Annotated in this window: 17 protein-coding genes; 11 read left to right on the top strand and 6 right to left on the bottom strand. The window is 63.7% G+C overall.

The genetic code is table 11. From position 1 onward, the window contains the following. Nucleotides 1–111 precede the first annotated feature (111 nt). Nucleotides 112–2,211: a DNA topoisomerase IV subunit B gene (parE, locus tag U5G49_RS10285; RefSeq protein ID WP_193442300.1), complete on the bottom strand. Its 2,100-nt coding sequence runs from the start codon at nucleotides 2,209–2,211 to the stop codon at nucleotides 112–114. An 8-nt stretch (nucleotides 2,212–2,219) separates the two neighbouring features. Continuing rightward, nucleotides 2,220–2,426, bottom strand: a complete 207-nt coding sequence (locus tag U5G49_RS10280; RefSeq protein ID WP_193442298.1) for a hypothetical protein — start codon at nucleotides 2,424–2,426, stop codon at nucleotides 2,220–2,222. 4 nt (nucleotides 2,427–2,430) lie between these two features. On the opposite strand from U5G49_RS10280, the gene U5G49_RS10275 reads away from it, so the two are divergent. The 5 genes from U5G49_RS10275 to U5G49_RS10255 all read left to right on the top strand — a co-directional run bounded on the left by U5G49_RS10275 (nucleotide 2,431) and on the right by U5G49_RS10255 (nucleotide 7,411). Continuing rightward, nucleotides 2,431–3,330 (top strand): alpha/beta hydrolase, encoded by a 900-nt coding sequence (locus U5G49_RS10275; RefSeq protein WP_193442296.1) that lies wholly within the window; start codon nucleotides 2,431–2,433, stop codon nucleotides 3,328–3,330. Nucleotides 3,331–3,556: 226 nt separating this feature from the next. Next, nucleotides 3,557–4,327: a triose-phosphate isomerase gene (gene tpiA, locus U5G49_RS10270; RefSeq protein WP_026230509.1), complete on the top strand. Its 771-nt coding sequence runs from the start codon at nucleotides 3,557–3,559 to the stop codon at nucleotides 4,325–4,327. A 139-nt stretch (nucleotides 4,328–4,466) separates the two neighbouring features. Continuing rightward, nucleotides 4,467–4,997 (top strand): preprotein translocase subunit SecG, encoded by a 531-nt coding sequence (gene secG / locus U5G49_RS10265; protein WP_065277540.1) that lies wholly within the window; start codon nucleotides 4,467–4,469, stop codon nucleotides 4,995–4,997. Between the two features lie 143 nt (nucleotides 4,998–5,140). Beyond that, nucleotides 5,141–6,769: a CTP synthase gene (locus U5G49_RS10260; protein WP_065277541.1), complete on the top strand. Its 1,629-nt coding sequence runs from the start codon at nucleotides 5,141–5,143 to the stop codon at nucleotides 6,767–6,769. A gap of 171 nt (nucleotides 6,770–6,940) precedes the next feature. Further along, entirely contained in the window at nucleotides 6,941–7,411 is a 471-nt protein-coding gene (locus U5G49_RS10255; RefSeq protein ID WP_193442472.1) for an SRPBCC family protein, read from the top strand. Nucleotides 7,412–7,453: 42 nt separating this feature from the next. Here the strand turns inward: U5G49_RS10255 and U5G49_RS10250 are convergent, their stop codons facing one another. After that, a complete protein-coding gene (locus U5G49_RS10250) occupies nucleotides 7,454–8,542 on the bottom strand; it encodes a citrate synthase/methylcitrate synthase (RefSeq protein WP_168299437.1) in 1,089 nt (362 codons plus the stop codon). Nucleotides 8,543–8,626: 84 nt separating this feature from the next. Between U5G49_RS10250 and U5G49_RS10245 the strand changes: the two genes are divergently transcribed. The 6 genes from U5G49_RS10245 (at nucleotide 8,627) to U5G49_RS10220 (ending at nucleotide 15,618) form a co-directional block, all read left to right on the top strand. After that, nucleotides 8,627–9,772, top strand: coding sequence for a citrate synthase (locus tag U5G49_RS10245; protein WP_193442294.1), 1,146 nt, complete (start codon nucleotides 8,627–8,629; stop codon nucleotides 9,770–9,772). A 139-nt stretch (nucleotides 9,773–9,911) separates the two neighbouring features. Beyond that, a complete protein-coding gene (locus tag U5G49_RS10240) occupies nucleotides 9,912–10,430 on the top strand; it encodes a FecR domain-containing protein (RefSeq protein WP_193442292.1) in 519 nt (172 codons plus the stop codon). Nucleotides 10,431–10,435: 5 nt separating this feature from the next. Beyond that, nucleotides 10,436–12,292, top strand: a complete 1,857-nt coding sequence (locus tag U5G49_RS10235) for a CHASE2 domain-containing protein (protein ID WP_193442290.1) — start codon at nucleotides 10,436–10,438, stop codon at nucleotides 12,290–12,292. A gap of 99 nt (nucleotides 12,293–12,391) precedes the next feature. Beyond that, nucleotides 12,392–14,347, top strand: coding sequence for a DEAD/DEAH box helicase (locus U5G49_RS10230; RefSeq protein ID WP_168299435.1), 1,956 nt, complete (start codon nucleotides 12,392–12,394; stop codon nucleotides 14,345–14,347). Between the two features lie 145 nt (nucleotides 14,348–14,492). After that, the gene (locus tag U5G49_RS10225; RefSeq protein WP_112906570.1) at nucleotides 14,493–14,927 is read left to right on the top strand and encodes a GNAT family N-acetyltransferase; all 435 of its coding nucleotides are present in this window, start codon (nucleotides 14,493–14,495) and stop codon (nucleotides 14,925–14,927) included. A gap of 28 nt (nucleotides 14,928–14,955) precedes the next feature. After that, entirely contained in the window at nucleotides 14,956–15,618 is a 663-nt protein-coding gene (locus U5G49_RS10220; protein ID WP_168299434.1) for a class I SAM-dependent methyltransferase, read from the top strand. A 10-nt stretch (nucleotides 15,619–15,628) separates the two neighbouring features. Here the strand turns inward: U5G49_RS10220 and U5G49_RS10215 are convergent, their stop codons facing one another. Genes U5G49_RS10215 through trpC form a run of 3 tightly spaced genes read right to left on the bottom strand, consistent with a single transcriptional unit; the run spans nucleotide 15,629 to nucleotide 18,160 of the window. After that, nucleotides 15,629–16,852 carry a molybdopterin molybdotransferase MoeA gene (locus U5G49_RS10215; RefSeq protein WP_193442288.1) on the bottom strand — a complete coding sequence of 408 codons (1,224 nt, stop codon included), beginning with the start codon at nucleotides 16,850–16,852 and terminating at the stop codon, nucleotides 15,629–15,631. Next, nucleotides 16,849–17,346 carry a cyclic pyranopterin monophosphate synthase MoaC gene (gene moaC, locus U5G49_RS10210; protein ID WP_193442286.1) on the bottom strand — a complete coding sequence of 166 codons (498 nt, stop codon included), beginning with the start codon at nucleotides 17,344–17,346 and terminating at the stop codon, nucleotides 16,849–16,851. Before moaC ends, U5G49_RS10215 begins: the two co-directional genes overlap by 4 nt. Nucleotide 17,347: 1 nt before the next feature. Continuing rightward, a complete protein-coding gene (gene trpC / locus U5G49_RS10205) occupies nucleotides 17,348–18,160 on the bottom strand; it encodes an indole-3-glycerol phosphate synthase TrpC (protein ID WP_193442284.1) in 813 nt (270 codons plus the stop codon). Nucleotides 18,161–18,167: the final 7 nt, after the last annotated feature.

Below are 18,167 nucleotides of genomic sequence, written 5' to 3'. Positions count from 1 at the left end.
CCCTCAAGGGAAAGGCGCGCCGACCGCTTCATGCGCCGGTTGTTTGACGGAGTTGTTACGGTTCTTCGTCAGTTCCGTGAAATCGTCGATGCTAAAATGCGTGGCGACGCATTAAATATCGAGGTTCTCGGCGAAGGCCGCGCGATCCTGGATGAAGCGGAAGCGGGCTTCCGGTTTGGTGCCCATCAGATCGTCGACAGCGCTGCGGGTGCCTTCGAAATCCACCTCGTCGATCAGCACCTTGAGCAGGGTGCGCTTGGACGGATCCATGGTGGTTTCCTTGAGCTGGGCGGGCATCATCTCGCCGAGACCTTTGAAACGGCTGATCTCGACCTTGGCCTTGCCCTTGAACTCCGTCTGCATCAGCTCGGCGCGATGATTGTCGTCGCGGGCATAGGCAGATTTCGACCCTTGGGTGATCTTGTAAAGCGGCGGCACGGCGAGGAAGAGATGGCCGCCACGCACCAGCTCCGGCATCTCCTGATAGAAGAAGGTGATGAGCAGCGAGGCGATATGGGCGCCGTCGACGTCGGCATCGGTCATGACGATGATGCGTTCGTAGCGCAGGTCTTCGTCGCGGTATTTCGAGCGCGTGCCGCAGCCGAGCGCCTGGATGAGATCGGCGAGCTGCTGGTTGGCGCCGAGTTTTTCGCGGCCGGCGCTGGCAACGTTGAGGATCTTTCCGCGCAGCGGCAGAATGGCCTGGTTGGCGCGGTTGCGCGCCTGCTTGGCCGAACCACCTGCCGAATCGCCCTCGACGATGAAGAGTTCGGCGCCTTCGGCGGTGTTCTGCGAGCAATCGGCGAGCTTGCCGGGCAGGCGCAGCTTGCGCACCGCCGTCTTACGGTTGACTTCCTTTTCCTTGCGGCGGCGCAGGCGCTCTTCGGCGCGCTCGATCACCCAGTCGAGCAGCTTGGCCGACTCGTTCGGATTGTCCGCAAGGTAATGGTCGAAGGGATCGCGCAGCGCGTTCTCGACGATGCGCTGGGCCTCGACAGTTGCGAGCTTGTCCTTGGTCTGGCCGACGAATTCCGGCTCACGGATGAAGACCGACAGCATGCCGACGGCCGAGATCATCACATCGTCGGTGGTGATCTGAGCGGCACGCTTGTTCTGCGTCAGTTCGGCATAGGCTTTCAGGCCCTTGGTCAGCGCGATGCGCAGCCCCGCCTCATGTGTGCCACCTTCGGGGGTCGGGATGGTGTTGCAATAGGAATGTACCTGCGGATCGCCGCCATACCAGGTGATCGCCCATTCCATCGAGCCATGGCCGCTGGTCTTCTCAGTCTTGCCGGCAAAGATCTCGCGGGTGACGGTGAACTCCTTGCCCATCGTCGCCTGGAGATAGTCCTTCAGGCCGCCGGGGAAGTGGAAGACGGCCTTGTCAGGGACCTCGGAGCCTTCGGGCAGCACGCCCGCCTCGCAGCTCCAGCGGATTTCGACGCCGCCGAAGAGATAGGCTTTCGAGCGCGCCATGCGGAAGACGCGGGCGGCATCGAACTTCATGTGATCCCCAAAGATCTGGGGGTCTGGATGGAAGCGCACCCGGGTGCCGCGGCGATTGTGGACGTCGCCCAACTCTTCGAGCCCGCCCTGCGGCAGGCCGCGGGAGAAGCGCTGGCGGTAGAGCTTGCGGTTTCGCGCTACCTCGACCTCGAGGTCGTCGGAGAGCGCGTTGACGACCGAAACGCCGACGCCGTGCAGGCCGCCCGAGGTCTCGTAGGCCTTGCCGTCGAATTTGCCGCCGGCATGCAGCTTGGTCATGATGACTTCGAGCGTCGACTTGCCCGGCACCTGCGGATGGTTCTCGACCGGGATGCCGCGGCCGTTGTCGGAGACGGTGAGATAACCCTCGAGGTCGAGATAAACCTCGATGAAATTGGCGTGTCCGGCGACCGCCTCATCCATCGCATTGTCGATGACTTCGGCAAACAGATGGTGCAGCGCCTTTTCATCGGTGCCGCCGATATACATGCCCGGGCGCATGCGCACCGGCTCGAGGCCTTCGAGGACGCGGATCGACGAGGCGCCGTAGTCATCGGAGTTCGACGCGGCGGGCGCCGGGCGCGCGGAGGCTCCGGCAGGAGGTGCTGCGGCGGCGGCGGGCGCAGCCGTCACCGGCGGCCGCTCGGTCGGAGCGGCAGGCTTCTGCGCCTCCTCGCGTTTTTCAGAGAGGGGCATTCCGGAAAAGAGGTCGTTGCTATCGTCCATGGAGCCGTTCAGATCTTCATCCTGTCTTGGGTCTGGCTGGGGCGGGCATCCGCCGCCGACCCAAAATCACCGCATTTCATGCCACGTTTGCGAATCAGGCAGATTTTGCCAGAAAGCACCTCTATACGCGACACCGCCAGTTTTGGCGGGCTTTTCCCAAATGATTTGCGTTGCCGGGCGCGGAATGGCAAGCGGCGGCAGGCTTCAGGAACCATCCGAATGCGAATGTCCACAAGTCATTGCACCATCATCACCGCAATTGCGGCGTTTTTCTTGTCTGCGGCCATGCTCTCCGCTGTTGGCCCGGCACAGGCAGCCGATGTGTTAGCGCCCTTCAAGGACGATCTGTTTTCGAAGCAGACCGTGCTGCAGACAGGCGATGACGGCGCCTTCGAGGTCATCGACTATGACGAGATGCGCGATATCAACGGCCGCGACCAGATCCCGCAAAAGCGGGTGCAGCAGAAATATGTGGCGCTCGGCATCCGCAAGGCCCAGGCGGACGAGACGCTGTCTCTCGACGGCATCAAGCTTGATGTCACCAGGGTGGGACCGGCTCAGAGTGCCGCTTTCACGGTGATTTTCATCCATGGGCGCGACGGTGACCGGCGGCTCGGCGCCAACGATTACAGCTTCGGCGGCAATTTCAACCGGCTGAAGAACCTCGTCGCCGGCAATGGCGGCGTTTATTATTCGCCGACCGTCAAAAGCTTCGACAGCAGCGGCGTTGCGGCGATCGCCGGCCTGATCCGCTATGCCAACGCGCGATCGCCCGGCCGGCCGATCGTCCTTTCCTGTGCCTCGATGGGCAGCCAGGTCTGCTGGGGCATTGCGCGCGATGGTGACAGCGTCAAACGGCTGAAGGGCATGCTGATCATGAGCGGGGTCACCGATCCGGATTTCATCAAGAGCGCCTTCTATAGGGCGAAGCTGCCGCTCTGGTTCGCCCATGGTAGCCGCGACCCGGTCTATGCCGCCTCCGACCAGCAGGCACTGTTCGAAAGCCTGCACAAAGCAAAATATCCGACGCGTTTCACGCTGTTTGAGACCGGCAATCACGGGACGCCGATCCGGATGATCGACTGGCGCAGAGTGGTGAACTGGATGCTTGCCGGCTAGCGCTTCTGACGGAAAATCGGAGACCATTTTTCGGAATAGCACGATGCATGAATGCAGAAATACTACCTTTGCGTGTCTTGAAAGACGCGCGGCGCTTGAGCGGACGATATTCGGCAGAAATATGCGCGGGATCGCAGAGATTCCCTTTACGTCAAGGGCGTGATGCTTTTCTTTGCTGCAAGCTTTTGATATTGCCCAAGGCATAAGCAGATTGTGGAAGGCCAGCATGACACCTGATGTGCGCCCGCTTGTGGCGGGAAACTGGAAAATGAATGGCATGCGTGCCTCCCTGGATCAGATCAAGGCGATCGCCGAGGGTGTTCGCCCGCCGCTGGCCGACAAGGTCCAAGCGCTGATCTGCCCGCCGGCGACGCTGCTCTACGTGGCGACGGCGCTGTGCACCGACAGCCCGTTGGCGATCGGCGCTCAGGACTGCCATCAGAATCCGTCCGGTGCACATACCGGCGACATCTCGGCCGAGATGATTGCCGATTGTTTCGGCACCTATGTCATCGTCGGTCACTCCGAGCGGCGCACCGACCATGCCGAAACCGATCATCTGGTGCGCGCCAAGGCGGAAGCGGCCTTCGCCGCAGAGCTGACGGCGATCATCTGCATCGGCGAGACGGCGGATGAACGTCGGACAGGCCAGGCGCTCGACGTCATCAAACGCCAGCTTTCCGCCTCCGTTCCCGATGGCGCGACGGCCGAAAATACCGTCATCGCCTACGAGCCGATCTGGGCGATCGGCACCGGTGTGACGCCGACATCAGGTGATGTCGAAAAGGCGCATGCCTTTATGCGGGCAGAGCTTGTGGCCCGCTTCGGCGATGAAGGCCGCAAGATGCGTCTTCTATACGGCGGCTCGGTCAAGCCGGCCAATGCCCATGAGCTGATGGGCATCGCCAATGTCGACGGCGCGCTGATCGGCGGGGCGAGCTTGAAAGCGGCCGACTTCCTCGCCATCTACCGGGCCTATGAGGCGCTGCTCGCCTGAGGCATTGTTTATTCCTGGGTTTATTCGTTTATCCCAGGGCATATTCCGGGCCGAAGGGCTTGGAATAGATGAAAGCCTCATGTAAAGAGCCGCCAGAATTCTTATTTATGTCCGTCTTCAGGCGGGCAGGACTGGACCCATGCAGACAGTATTGATTGTCATCCATCTTATGATCGTGCTCGCCCTTGTTGGCGTCGTGCTCATCCAGCGCTCTGAAGGCGGCGGCCTCGGTATCGGCGGCGGTTCGGGCTTCATGTCGGCCCGCGGCACGGCCAATGCGCTGACGCGCACCACCGCGATCCTTGCGACCCTGTTCTTCCTGACCTCGCTCGGCCTCGGCATACTGACGCGTTACGAGGGCCGTCCGAGCGATATTCTCGACCGCATTCCGGCAACAGGCGGCCAGGGCAACGGCATTCTCGATTCGCTCGGCGGCGCGCAGGCTCCGGCAAATCAGCCGGCCGGCAACGGCGTTCCGAGCAGCGGGGCAGCGACGCCCGCACCGCAGGCTCCCGCCGCTCAAGCTCCGGCAACTGCGGCTCCGGCAACTCAGGCCCCCGCGGCCACCGCACCTGCTACGACTGCCCCGGCGACGACGGCTCCGGCAACGCCCGCAACTCCGGCCGCGCCGGCACCGGCTCAGCCTTCCGGCGTCCCGACGGGACAGTAAGCCGGTCTTCGACATAAACCGCCGGCAGGCCCTAGGGTCTGCCGGTTTTCTTTTGTTCAGATTCCCACGCCACGCTCCGAAAGTTCCGGAAAAGAATTTTTGGGCTGGTGGAATCGTTTTTGAAAAGGTATCCGGTGAATCCCATGGCGCGATACGTATTCATCACTGGCGGCGTGGTTTCCTCTCTCGGAAAAGGAATTGCGGCCGCGGCTCTCGGAGCGTTGCTGCAGGCCCGTGGATATCGGGTTCGGCTTCGCAAGCTCGACCCCTATCTGAACGTGGACCCGGGCACGATGAGCCCGACCCAGCACGGCGAGGTCTTCGTCACCGACGACGGCGCGGAAACCGATCTCGATCTCGGTCACTATGAACGCTTCACGGGGCGTTCGGCGACCAAGACCGACAACATCACCACTGGCCGCATCTACAAGAACATCATCGACAAGGAACGGCGCGGCGACTATCTCGGCGCGACGGTGCAGGTCATTCCGCACGTCACCAACGAGATCAAGGATTTTGTTGTCGAGGGCAATGACGACTACGATTTCGTCATCTGCGAGATCGGCGGCACGGTCGGCGACATCGAGGCGATGCCGTTCATGGAGGCGATCCGCCAGCTCGGCAACGACCTGCCGCGCGGCACCGCCGTCTACGTCCACCTGACGCTGATGCCCTATATTCCGGCGGCCGGTGAGCTCAAGACCAAGCCGACGCAGCATTCGGTCAAGGAACTGCAGGCACTCGGCATTCATCCCGATATCCTGCTAGTGCGCGCCGACCGCGAAATTCCGGAAGCCGAACGCCGGAAGCTCTCGCTGTTCTGCAACGTTCGCCCGTCCGCCGTTATCCAGGCGCTCGACGTCGCCAACATCTATGATGTGCCGATAGCCTACCACAAGGAAGGTCTGGACGACGAAGTCCTTGCCGCCTTCGGCATCGAGCCGGCGCCGAAGCCACGGCTCGACCAGTGGGAAGAGGTCTGCAATCGCATCCGCACGCCGGAGGGCGAGGTGACGATCGCGATCGTCGGCAAATATACCGGCCTCAAGGACGCCTATAAGTCGCTGATCGAGGCTCTGCATCACGGCGGCATCGCCAATCGCGTCAAGGTCAACCTCGAATGGATCGAATCCGAGGTCTTCGAAAAGGAAGACCCGGCGCCCTATCTCGAAAAAGTGCATGGAATCCTTGTGCCCGGCGGCTTCGGTGAACGCGGTTCCGAAGGCAAGATCCACGCTGCCCGCTTTGCTCGCGAGCGCAAGGTGCCGTATTTCGGCATCTGCTTCGGCATGCAGATGGCGGTCATCGAGGCGGCGCGCAATCTCGCCGACGTGGCTGGTGCCTCCTCGACAGAATTCGGCGCGACGAAAGAACCCGTGGTCGGCCTGATGACCGAATGGGTCAAGGGCAACGAATTGCAGAAGCGCACGGCAGCCGGGGATCTCGGCGGCACGATGCGCCTCGGAGCCTACAAGGCGTCGCTGAAGAAGGGCACGAAGATCTCGGATATCTACGGTTCCACCGATATTTCCGAGCGTCACCGCCACCGCTACGAGGTCAATGTCGACTACAAGGATCGGCTCGAAAACTGCGGTCTCGTCTTCTCCGGCATGTCGCCGGACGGCGTGCTGCCGGAGACGATCGAATATCCCGACCATCCCTGGTTCATCGGCGTGCAGTACCACCCGGAACTGAAGAGCCGGCCTCTCGATCCGCATCCGCTGTTTGCGAGCTTCATCGAAGCGGCGACGGAACAAAGCCGTCTCGTCTGACGAATACCAACACCAGATCGCGCGGTTAGAGCATTTCCGTTTTCTTCGAGTAACGGAAATGCTCTATCTCTTTGTTTTCACGCAATTCCGGACGCAAAACCGCTGCGCACTTTTGCTGGAATTGCTCTGGCACGATCTGGATAACATCCGTGCTTGCGCTATCTCGCCGGCATGAACACCGGACGCAGCACCACCGTCTCACGCTTCATCGCAGCACCACGCCAGCGCATCTACCGCGCCTTCCTCGATGCAGATGCCGTCGCCACCTGGCTTCCGCCCGGTTCGATGAAGGGCATCGTCCATGCCTTCGAGGGCAGGGAAGGCGGCGCCTTCAGCATGTCGCTCGTCTATCCCGATGGCGAGACATCGCAGCCGGGCAAGAGCTCCGACAAGACCGACAGGTTCGAAGGCCACTTTGCCAAGCTCGTGCCGGACGAACGAATCGTTTGGGCCACGGCCTTCGATTCCGAGGACGAGGGCTTTTCCGGCGAGATGACCGTGACCACGATATTGTCGCCTGCAGATGGAGGCACCGATGTGACGATGGTCTGCGACAACATCCCCTCTGGAATTCGCCTCGAAGACAATGAGGAAGGTTGCCGCTCGACGCTCGACAACCTCGCGGCCTTCGTGGGCGGTTGACGGTCGCCGGCAAGGACATGGCCCTGCCGGCGAATTCATCCTCTAAGCTGCGGCCGGTAGTGGCCCGATATAGACCGAACGTGGGCGGATCAGCCGGCCGTTGAGCGCCTGTTCACGCGCGTGCGCCAGCCATCCGACAGTGCGGCCGATCGCGAAGACGCCGGTGAAGGCCTCACGGGGAAAGCCGAGCGTTTCGAGCAGCAGCGCCGTATAAAATTCGACATTGACGTCAAGCGGCCGGTTCGGTTTGCGCGCCCTCAGGATCGCCAATGCAGCGGCCTCCACGGCTTCCGCCAGCGCGCCGCGGGCGCTGTTTACCTGTCCGGTTGATATCAGCGGCTTCAGCGCGCCCTTCAGCGCATCGGCGCGCGGATCGCGGACGCGATAGATGCGGTGGCCGAAGCCCATCAGCCTTTCGCCGCGATCAAGCGCTTCGCCGAGCCACGGGTAAGCATTCTCCGCCGTTCCGATCGCATCCAGCATGTCGAGCACGGGACCGGGCGCACCGCCATGCAGCGGCCCCTTCAGGGCGCTCAGCGCCGCCAGCACGGAAGAGGTGAGGCCAGCCTGAGTCGAGGCGATGACGCGCGACGCGAAGGTCGAGGCATTGAGGCCATGGTCAGATATCGTCACGAGATAGGCATCGAGTGCCGCCGTCTGCTCCCTGGTCGGCAATTTTCCGGTCAGCATGCGCAGGATATCGGCGGCCTGCGGCAGCGAGGCGTCTGGTGCGATCGGCTGTTCACCGCGTTGCAGGCGCAAAACCGCCGGCAGAAAGACGGCAGGCGCCGCCAGAAGGTTGAGCGCGGTATCGAAATCTTCGCCGTCAGGCAGCCGGGCGATCAGCGCCCGCATCGCATCGACCGGAGGCAGGGCGAGCAAAGAGGCATCGGCGGCCTTGATGTGGTCGAACACCCCAGTTCGCGCCTGCGCCAGCCAGTCGCGCAATTCCACTTCATTGAAGCTTCGCTCCATCAACCCGTCCAGCAACAGGGCTGCGACGCCTTCATAGGTGCCGTCTGCGACCAGATGATCCAGCGCTACGCCGCGGATGATCAGTCGTCCCGCTTCGCCATCGACATCCGAGAGCTGCGTTTCGGCGGCAATGACGTCTTCCAAGCCATTTTTCATGTTGTTTTCTCCTTTACGATCGGGATGATCCAACCTAGTCTCATTGACGTCAATCTTGACGTAATTGATCAATGTGAGGCTCCAATGTCGTGGCTGACTGCCGAGGAGGCGTTGCGGGCGCTGAAGACCAAGCCGCAGACGCTCTACGCCAATGTCAGTCGCGGGCGCATCCGTGCCAAGCCCGATCCCACCGACCCGCGCCGCAGCCTCTACCAGGCTTCCGACGTACAGCGGCTTGCCGAACGCCATGCCGGCCGCCGCAAGACCGAAACGGTCGCCGCCGAGGCGATCCGCTGGGGCGATCCGGTTCTCTCCTCGGCAATTTCCACCATCATCGGCGGACGGCTTTTCTATCGCGGAAAGGATGCGGCCGATTTCGCCGAAGTCGCGACGCTGGAGCAGACGGCGGCACTGCTCTGGAACGGCGCGGAAACACTTTCCTCCGGCAGCGGGACCGGACATGCCTCTCCGTCGCTTCAGGTTGCCTTCCTGGCGCTGGCAGGGCGGGTGACCTCGGATCTGCCATCGCTCGGCCGCTCGCAGGCAGCACTCCGCCGCGAAGCAAGTGGCGTTCTCCGCACCGTCGCCGATGCGCTGGCGCCAGGTCCTTCCGACCAGCCGCTGCATTTGCGGCTTGCGGCAAGCTGGCAGCGGCCGGACGCTGCCCATTGCCTGCGTCGCGCGCTGGTGCTGCTTGCCGATCACGAACTCAACGCCTCGACCTTTGCGGCGCGGGTCACGGCATCGGCGGGTGCAGCCCTTTCGGCCGTCGTGCTGTCCGGTCTGGCGACGCTGACAGGGCCGTTGCATGGCGCGGCCTGGCAGGGCGTCGACGCCTTGATCGAGACCGCTTCCGCCCTTGGGGCGGAAAAGGCGATCCGCCGCACGCTCGCCCAGGGTAATCGCCTGTTGGCCTTCGGTCATCCGCTTTATCCCGACGGCGATGTCAGGGCTCTGGCGCTGCTTTCGCACTTTGCCTTGCCGCCGCAGTTTGCCGAGGTCCGGGAAACCGGCGAGGAGATGGTCGGCGAGAAGGTCAACGTCGATTTCGCGCTTGCCGCAATGGCCGCCGCCTTCGACCTCCCGAGGGAGGCGCCGATCATCATCTTCTCGCTTGCCCGTTCCGCCGGTTGGCTTGCACATGCGATGGAGCAGATCGACAGCGGCGAATTGATCCGGCCGCGGGCGCGTTATGCCGGACCCGTGCTTGAAACGGATAGTAGAACGTAAGAATTCCGCCGGCGATTGCGCCGGTTTACTTTTTTTGCCTAGGGAAATATTTGAATTCGTCTATCATCCCTCACATGGAAGAAGACGGTTGGCGGGCGCTTTCGAAAAGAGCTGTTCCGCATGGTCAAGGGGACTTTCCATGAATATGACGCTTCGCAGCCTGCTTGCCGCCGCACTCGCTCTCGGCCTCATTCCGCATGGGGCGGCCTTTGCGCAGTCTGCCGGGTGCACGGTATCGCGTGATGCCGGTGCCCGCCAGGTGCTCAGTTGTCCAGGCGGCGTCACGGTGACGGCGGAGGCCGGCGCCGCCTACAGCCTCGTCGACCGCAACCGCGACGGCAGCCCTGATTCGGCGTCGCTGCGGCGCAAGGCCATTCTCGTCGATGTCGACAGCAGCCAGCACGCCGGTGGTTTTCAGGTCGTGACGCCGCAGGCGATCGCTGCAGTGCGCGGTACGCAATGGGCTGTCGATGTCGCAGGCGGCAAGACCTCGGTGCTGGTCGTCAGAGGCAGTGTCGCGGTCCGCCGGCCGGCCGGCGAGGCAGTGGTGTTGTCGCCGGGCGAGGGCGTCGACGTTACCGGCGGAACAGAACCCCTCGTCGTGCGCCGCTGGCCGGCGCCACGCGCCGCCGCCCTTCTTGCCCGCCTCGGCCAATAAATCCCATGAACCATCGTCTGCTGACCGTGATCGCGCTGCTGCTCGCCGGTCTTTGGGCGGCTGCGCTCGGCTATACCCATCTCAATGCCGGAAACGGCCTTCTCGACCGGATAGAGGCCTCGCTTGCCGATATCCGCAGCGCCATCGTCGGCGCGAAAACACCGCCGCCCGTCGTCTCGATCGTTGCGATCGATGACCGCACCGCTAGGGCGCACGGTTATCCGCTCGATCGGGCGACACTTGCACGCCTTGCCGAGGCGATCATCGTGTTGAAGCCGAAGGCTTTGGCGATCGACATTCTGCTCGTCGATCCGGGGCCGGAGGCGGGTGATGCTGCGCTGACTGCTGCCCTTCGCCAGGGGCCGAGCGTAATTGCGGCCGCTGCCACTTTCGCGCAAAGCAGCCAGCGGGTCACGGATGCGGCCGGCGATCCGCTTGCCGCCATCCCTGAGGCAAACCAGCTGCTCTTGCCGCTTCCGCGCTTTGCCGAGGCAGCCGCGGTCGGTATCGTCAATGTCGCAACCGACCAGACCGGCACGCCGCGCTTCATTCCGCTGATCTCGCGTTCCGCAGACCGGCTGGATCCGGCTTTTCCGCTGCGTGTCGCGTCGGTGGCGCTCGGCGTCGACCCCACCATCGAACCCGATGCCATCATGCTCGGAAAGCTGCGTATTCCCACCGATATCGGCCAGCGCCTGCCGGTGACTTTTTATGGCGGGCATGGCAGCATCGCCACCTTCAGCGCCGCAGATGCGCTGGATGGCAAGCTTTCGGCGGATGCGATCACTGGTCGCATCGTCGTCATCGGTTCGACGGTGACTGGCGGTGGCGACGTTTTTCCGACGCCGTTCGATCCCGTCATGCCGGGCGTCGAGGTGATGTCGACCGCGATCACCCATCTCGTCACCGGCGACGGCATGGTGCGCGACCGTAGGATAAGGCTGATCGATGCCGGCATTGCCGTCGGTCTGACGCTCGTGCTCGTTTCGTTGATTGCCTGGCGCCGCAGTGCGGCAGGCTACATCATCATCGTGCTGACGCTGATCGTCTGGGCGATGATCAATCTGTCGGCTTTTGCGCATGGCTACTGGTTGAGTGCGGCACTGCCGATCGCCGCAGCGCTGCCGCCGGCGCTGATCTACGGGGCGGCCGAGCTCTGGCTCGACCGCGGCCGCGCCCGCCATTTCGCCGAGCAGAGCGCGCTCCTGCAGCGCATCGAGGCGCCCGGCCTCGGCGAGTGGCTGGCGCGCGATCCGAATTTCCTTGCTGCGCCGGTGCGCCAGAGCGCCGCCGTCATCTTCATCGATCTCTCGGGTTTCACCGGCCTCAGCGAAAATGTCGGGCCAGTGGCGGTCAGCGAGATGCTGAGCGGCTTCTTCGAACTGGTCGACGAGGAGGCGCGCGCCCATGGCGGCGCCATCACCAGCTTCATGGGCGACGGGGCGATGATCCTGTTCGGCCTACCGGAGCCGGCCGATGATGATGCCGCCCGCGCCGCTGCCTGCGCGGTCAGCCTCTGCGAGCGCACACGGGCCTGGCTTCAAGCGCATGCGGGCTTTGCCCCGAAGAAGATCGGCTTCAAGGTCGGCGCCCATTGCGGCCCGATCGTCGCCTCGCGATTAGGCACCGGCGACCGGCAACAGATCACGGCGGCGGGAGACACCATCAATGTCGGCAGCCGGCTGATGGAGGTGGCCGCCCGCCATGGTGTCGAACTGGCGCTGAGCGCCGAAATCGTCCGCGCTGCCGGCTCCGATAGTGTGCTCACGCAGTCCGGCCGCATGGAGGGACCGTTGGAAACGGCGCTGCGCGGCCGGGCAAGCCGCATCGACGTCTGGCTGTGGCGTAGCCGTACGCTTTGACAATCGCCGCGGGAGCGGCTAGGAACGGCGCAAATACCCCGCCGGCTGGCTCCGGCCATGGCGCAGCAACGCGCCTGACAGCTCCGAAAGATCGAATCCATGACAGAATTTAACGGCGTCGTCCCGGCGATCGCCAAGGCGTTGCAGAAGCGCGGTTACGCCGAACTCACCCCGGTGCAGAAGGCGATGCTCGATCCGGCGCTTGCCGCTTCCGACGCGCTGGTCTCGGCCCAGACAGGTTCCGGCAAGACCGTCGCCTTCGGCTTGGCGCTGGCGCCAACGCTGCTCGAAGGCAGGGAGCGCTTCGGCAATGCCGGCGCGCCGCTCGCCATCGTCATCGCCCCGACGCGCGAACTTGCCCTGCAGGTGAAGCGTGAGCTCGAATGGCTCTTTGAGATGACTGGCGCGGTGATCGTGAGCTGCGTCGGCGGCATGGACATCCGCAGCGAGCGCCGCTCGCTCGAACGCGGCGCCCACATCGTCGTCGGCACGCCCGGCCGGCTCTGCGACCATATCCGCCGCAGGGCGCTCGACATGTCGGAACTGAAGGCTGCCGTGCTCGACGAGGCCGACGAGATGCTCGATCTCGGCTTCCGCGAGGATCTCGAATTCATCCTGGATGCGGCACCGGACGAACGCCGGACCCTGATGTTTTCAGCAACGGTGCCGGCGGCGATCGCCAAGCTTGCCAAGAGCTACCAGCGCGATGCCGTGCGCATCAGCACCGCGGCCGAGGAAAAGCAGCATATCGACATTGAATATCGCGCGCTCATGGTGGCCCCGAGCGATCGCGAGAATGCGATCATCAACGTGCTGCGTTATTACGAGGCGACCAACGCCATCGTCTTTTGCTCGACGCGCGCTGCCGTCAATCATCTGACCGCGCGGTTCAACAACCGCAATTTCGCCGTGGTGGCGCTGTCCGGCGAGCTGACGCAGAACGAACGCAGCCATGCGCTGCAGGCGATGCGCGACGGGCGCGCCCGGGTCTGCATCGCGACCGACGTCGCCGCCCGCGGCATCGACCTGCCGGGCCTCGATCTCGTCATCCACGCCGACCTGCCGACCAATCCGGAAACGCTGCTGCACCGCAGCGGCCGTACCGGCCGGGCCGGACGCAAGGGCATCAGCGCCATGATCGTGCCGCTGAACGCACGGCGCAAGGCAGAGCGCCTGCTGGAGAATGCCGGTATTTCGGCTGCCTGGGCGCGACCGCCCTCGGCCGAGGAGGTGAGCGAACGCGACGACGAGCGGCTGCTCGCCGACCCGATCTTCAACGAAACGCCGCAGGAGGAAGAGCAGGGGCTGGTACAGCAGCTTCTTGCCAGCCACGGCGGCGAAAAGCTTGCCGCCGCCTTCCTGCGTCTTTACCGCACCAATCATTCGGCGCCGGAAGATCTCATCGAAGTTACCGTGCAGGACGAACGCAGCCGCAAGCGCCGCGACAATGCCGAGCCCTACGAGCCGGCGCAGAAGGGACCGCGCGAGGATTTCGGCGCTAGCGTCTGGTTCTCCGTCTCGGTCGGGCGCAAGCAGAATGCCGAGCCGCGCTGGCTGATCCCGATGCTCTGCCGCAACGGCAATGTAACGAAGCGCGAGATCGGCGCGATCAAGATGCAGCCTGAGGAGACCTTCGTGGAGATCGCTGCGGCGAGCGCCGAAAGCTTCCAGGCGGCGATCGGACCGAACAAGGCGCTCGAACGCGGCATCCGCGTGACCAGGCTTCCCGGCACGCCGGATTTTAGCCGGGCGCCGTCGCCGAAGCCTTATGCCGGCAAGTCATCCCGTGACGAGCGGCCGGACGATACGTTCCGCGGCGAGCGGCCGAAGAACAAGTTCGGCAAGGGTCCAGGCGGCGGATACGCCGCAGCCGACAATGCCGGCCAGGAGAGACAGGATAGCAAGCCCTGGAGCAAGAAACCGGGCAAGCCTGGCTTCGATGCCCCGAGATCCGACAAACCGAAATACGACAAGCCGAAATTCGAAGGCGCCAAATATGACGGAAAAGGCGGCGCCGGGCCGAAGGCCAAGTTTTCGAAGAAGAAGCCCGGCTGATTTTGTCGCTACAGCACCGCGCTGTAATGCTTTGAATTAATGCATAATTTTGTCCTTAAAATCGTTTCCTATTTAAGGAATTATGCAGCAACCCTTCGCCGATCCTGGCGGAGGGCTTTGGGTCGTATCCCTCAGCGAGGCAAGGATGATGGTGGAAACGGCAATCCTCAGCGTTCCGGTTTTCAGTACGCTCTGCAATGAGGCCTTCCGGCTGCGACGCGCAGTTTTCGTATATGAGCAGAAGGTTCCCGAAGCCGAGGAATTCGATGCCGACGATCTCAGCGCCCATCATCTCGTCGCTGTCACGGCGGGTGAGGTTTCCGGCACGCTGAGAGCCATTTACGCCGAGGAACATGTGAAGATCGGCCGGGTTGCGGTTGCTGGCCGATGGCGCGGCCAGGGCATTGCGGCTGATATGATCGGGCGTGCAATGGAACTGCATCGCGGCGCACGCGACAACCGCTTCTATCTCACAGCGCAGGCGGACAAGCTGCCGCTCTACGAGCGTTTTGGCTTCGTTGCCTATGGCACTGAATTCCTCGACGGTGGCATGCCGCATCTTGCCATGAAGAACTATTGAGCTTCGGTGGCGGCAGGAGCAGACGACGATGAAACGCCCGGGCATGCAGCAACCCGATCCGGTCGCCTTTATCAAAGCTAATCTGCCGATCTCACCCGTTCCGTCCATTCCCGAGATCCGGCTTCATACGGCAGGCCCCGCAAGCGGGCTCTGGCGGCTTGCAGGCCGCAGAGAAGCCGATCCGGCACCTTATTGGGCCTATCCCTGGGCCGGCGGCGCCGTGCTTGCCCGCTATCTGCTCGACCGGCCGGAAATAGTCGTGGGTCGCCGTGTCCTCGATCTCGGCGCCGGCTCGGGGCTCGTCGCTATCGCGGCGGCGAAGGCCGGCGCAGCGGCGGTGACGGCGGTCGACATCGATGCCAATGCCATTGCCGCGATCGGCCTCAACGCGGCGATCAACGGCGTGGATATCGTAGCCCGGGCCGCCGATATCATCGAGGATCCGCTACCGGAGATAGACCTCCTCGTGGTCGGCGACCTGTTCTACGATCCCACGCTCGCCTTGCGGGTGATGGCCTTCCTGCGGCGTTGCCAGGCGAGCGGCATCGAGGTGCTGATCGGCGATCCCGAACGGGCCCACCTGCCGCAGGGCGAACTCAGCCGAATCGCCACCCATATAGTTGCGGATTTCGGTGGGGGCACCGGCGGTGCCGCGCCAGCGGGCGTTTTTGCGCTCTTCGGCAACGGCTGAAAGGCTGAGATTATGCCAAGAGATCCGGCCGCAACAGCATGACCGGGCAGGGGGCTCCGGCCGGCAGTTCCGGCGCATGCGGCGGGCGGATGACAAGGCAATCGGCTGCGGCGAAGACCTTCATCATCGAGGAATCCTGCTTGCCGAAGGGCTCGGCAAGCCAGTCGCCGGCAGAGGATTTCGAAAGCTTCGCCCTGATATAGTCCTGCCGCTGGTCATTGGCGCGCAGTGTGACGGCCGCCTCCACCGTTGCCTCGCGCCGCACTGGCGGCAGGGAGGCGAGCTTGCGGATCAGCGGCTCAAGGAAAAGCAGCGAACAGACGAGGCTAGAGACCGGATTGCCGGGCAGGCCGAGCACATGCGTCTCACCGAAGCTGCCGACCATCAGCGGTTTGCCGGGGCGCATGGCGATGCGCCAGAAATCGAGCTGCATGCCGGCCTCGATCAGCGTGGCCTGCACCAGATCATGGTCGCCGACCGAAGCGCCGCCGAGCGTGACGATCACATCGACCTTGGCGTCCCGCGCCGTGCCGATCGCTGTGGTGATCTTGGCCTTGTCGTCAGGCACGATACCGAGATCGAGCACATCGGCGCCGGCTTTGCGGGCAAGGGCTGCAATACCAAACGTATTGGATGCGATGATCTGCGAAGGGCCGGGCGTGCTTCCGGGCGGCAGCAGTTCGTCGCCGGTTGCGAGGATGGCGATCAGCGGGCGCCGCAGCACCTCGACATCAGGTCGGTTCATGCCTGCAGCGACCGTCAGCCGCGAGAAATCGAGCACGGTGCCGGCCGACAACACGGCTTCGCCTTCGGCGAAATCCTGGCCGCGGGGACGCACGTGCTGGCCCTGCCGCACAGGGAAATTGGTTCTGATGCCGCCCTCGATCTTCTCCGCATCCTCCTGCAGCAGGACGCTATCAGCGCCTGGCGGAACAGGCGCGCCGGTGAAGATACGGACGGCCTCTCCCTGGCCGACACTTCCCTCGAAGCCGTGGCCGGCGGAAGATATCCCGATGACCTTCAGCACGGCGCCCGGCTCCGGCGTGTCTTCGCGGCGTAGCGCATAGCCATCCATGGCAGAGGCGTTGAAGGGCGGTTGGGTCAGGCCGGCCGTCAGCTCGACGGCCAGGACGCGGCCCTCAGCCTCGGCAAGCGGCAGCGTCTCGGACGCCGCAACGGGCTTTGCGCGAGAGAGCAAGCGGTTCAGAGCCTCGGCGACCGGAAGAAGGTTCATCTTCCCTCCGGATGACGGAAATCGCCGGATTTTCCACCGGACTTTTCTAGAAGTCTGATGCCGCCGATCTCCATTGCCTTATCGGCCGCCTTGGCCATGTCGTAGATCGTCAGACAAGCGACAGAGACGGCGGTCAGCGCCTCCATCTCGACACCGGTCTTGCCGGTCAGCTTGGCGGTGGCCGTAACGCGCAGACCGGGCAGGGCGGCATCTTCCTCGATCTCGACCGTGACCTTCGTCAGCATCAGCGGATGGCAGAGCGGGATGAGATCGGCGGTGCGTTTTGCCGCCATGATGCCGGCAAGGCGCGCCGTGCCGACCACATCGCCCTTCTTGGCATTGCCTTGCCGGATGAGAGCGAGTGTTTCCGGCGCCATCGTCACATGGCCCTCGGCAGTGGCGATGCGCACCGTCTCGGCCTTATCGGAGACATCGACCATATGCGCCTCGCCGGAGGCATCGATATGAGTGAGCCCTGGCTTTTGGCCGCTCATATCATTCGGCCGCGATGGCGGCTTCGCCAAAAAGCAACGCGCGGGTGGCGGCGGCTACGTCGTCCTTGCGCATCAGGCTCTCGCCGACGAGGAAGGTATTGATGTCGACGGCCTGCAGGCGCTTGCAATCCGCATGGGTAAAGATGCCGCTTTCGCCGACCAGCAGCCGGTCGTCCGGCACCATGGGGGCAAGCGTCTCGCTGACGCTCAGGCTGACTTCGAAGGTCCGCAGATTGCGGTTGTTGATGCCAATGAGCAGCGAGGAAAGCTTCAGGGCCCGCTCCATCTCCTCGGCGTCGTGGACCTCGACCAGCACGTCCATACCGAGGCCAAAGGCTTCGTCCTGCAGGCGTTCGGCCTCGTCGTCAGAAAGCGAAGCCATGATCAGCAGGATGCAATCGGCACCCCAGGCGCGGGCTTCATGCACCTGATAGGTCTCGAACATGAAATCCTTGCGCAGCGCCGGCAGCGTGCAGGCAGCGCGAGCGGCCGTCAGAAATTCCGGCGCGCCCTGGAAACTCGGCCTGTCGGTCAGCACCGAAAGGCAGGCGGCACCGCCGGCCTCATAGGCGCTCGCCAGCGACGGCGGATCGAAATCCGGGCGAATGAGACCCTTCGACGGGCTCGCCTTCTTGATTTCGGCGATCAGGCCGAAGCGGCCGGCATCACGCTTGGCAACGAGCGCCTTGTGGAAGCCGCGCGGGGCGGACTGATCAGCCTGCATCGCCTTCAAGTCGGCAAGCGACACCGTCGCCTTGGCGGCGGCGATCTCCTCGCGCTTGTAGAGTTCGATCTTCTTCAGGATATCGGTCATCGGCCAA

The sequence above is a fragment of the Rhizobium indigoferae genome, from assembly GCF_034554815.1.
GTDB classification, from domain to species: Bacteria; Pseudomonadota; Alphaproteobacteria; order Rhizobiales; family Rhizobiaceae; genus Rhizobium; species Rhizobium leguminosarum.
The sequence above is the reverse complement of the archived record's forward strand: the minus strand, read 5'-3'. Positions and strand labels throughout refer to the sequence as shown.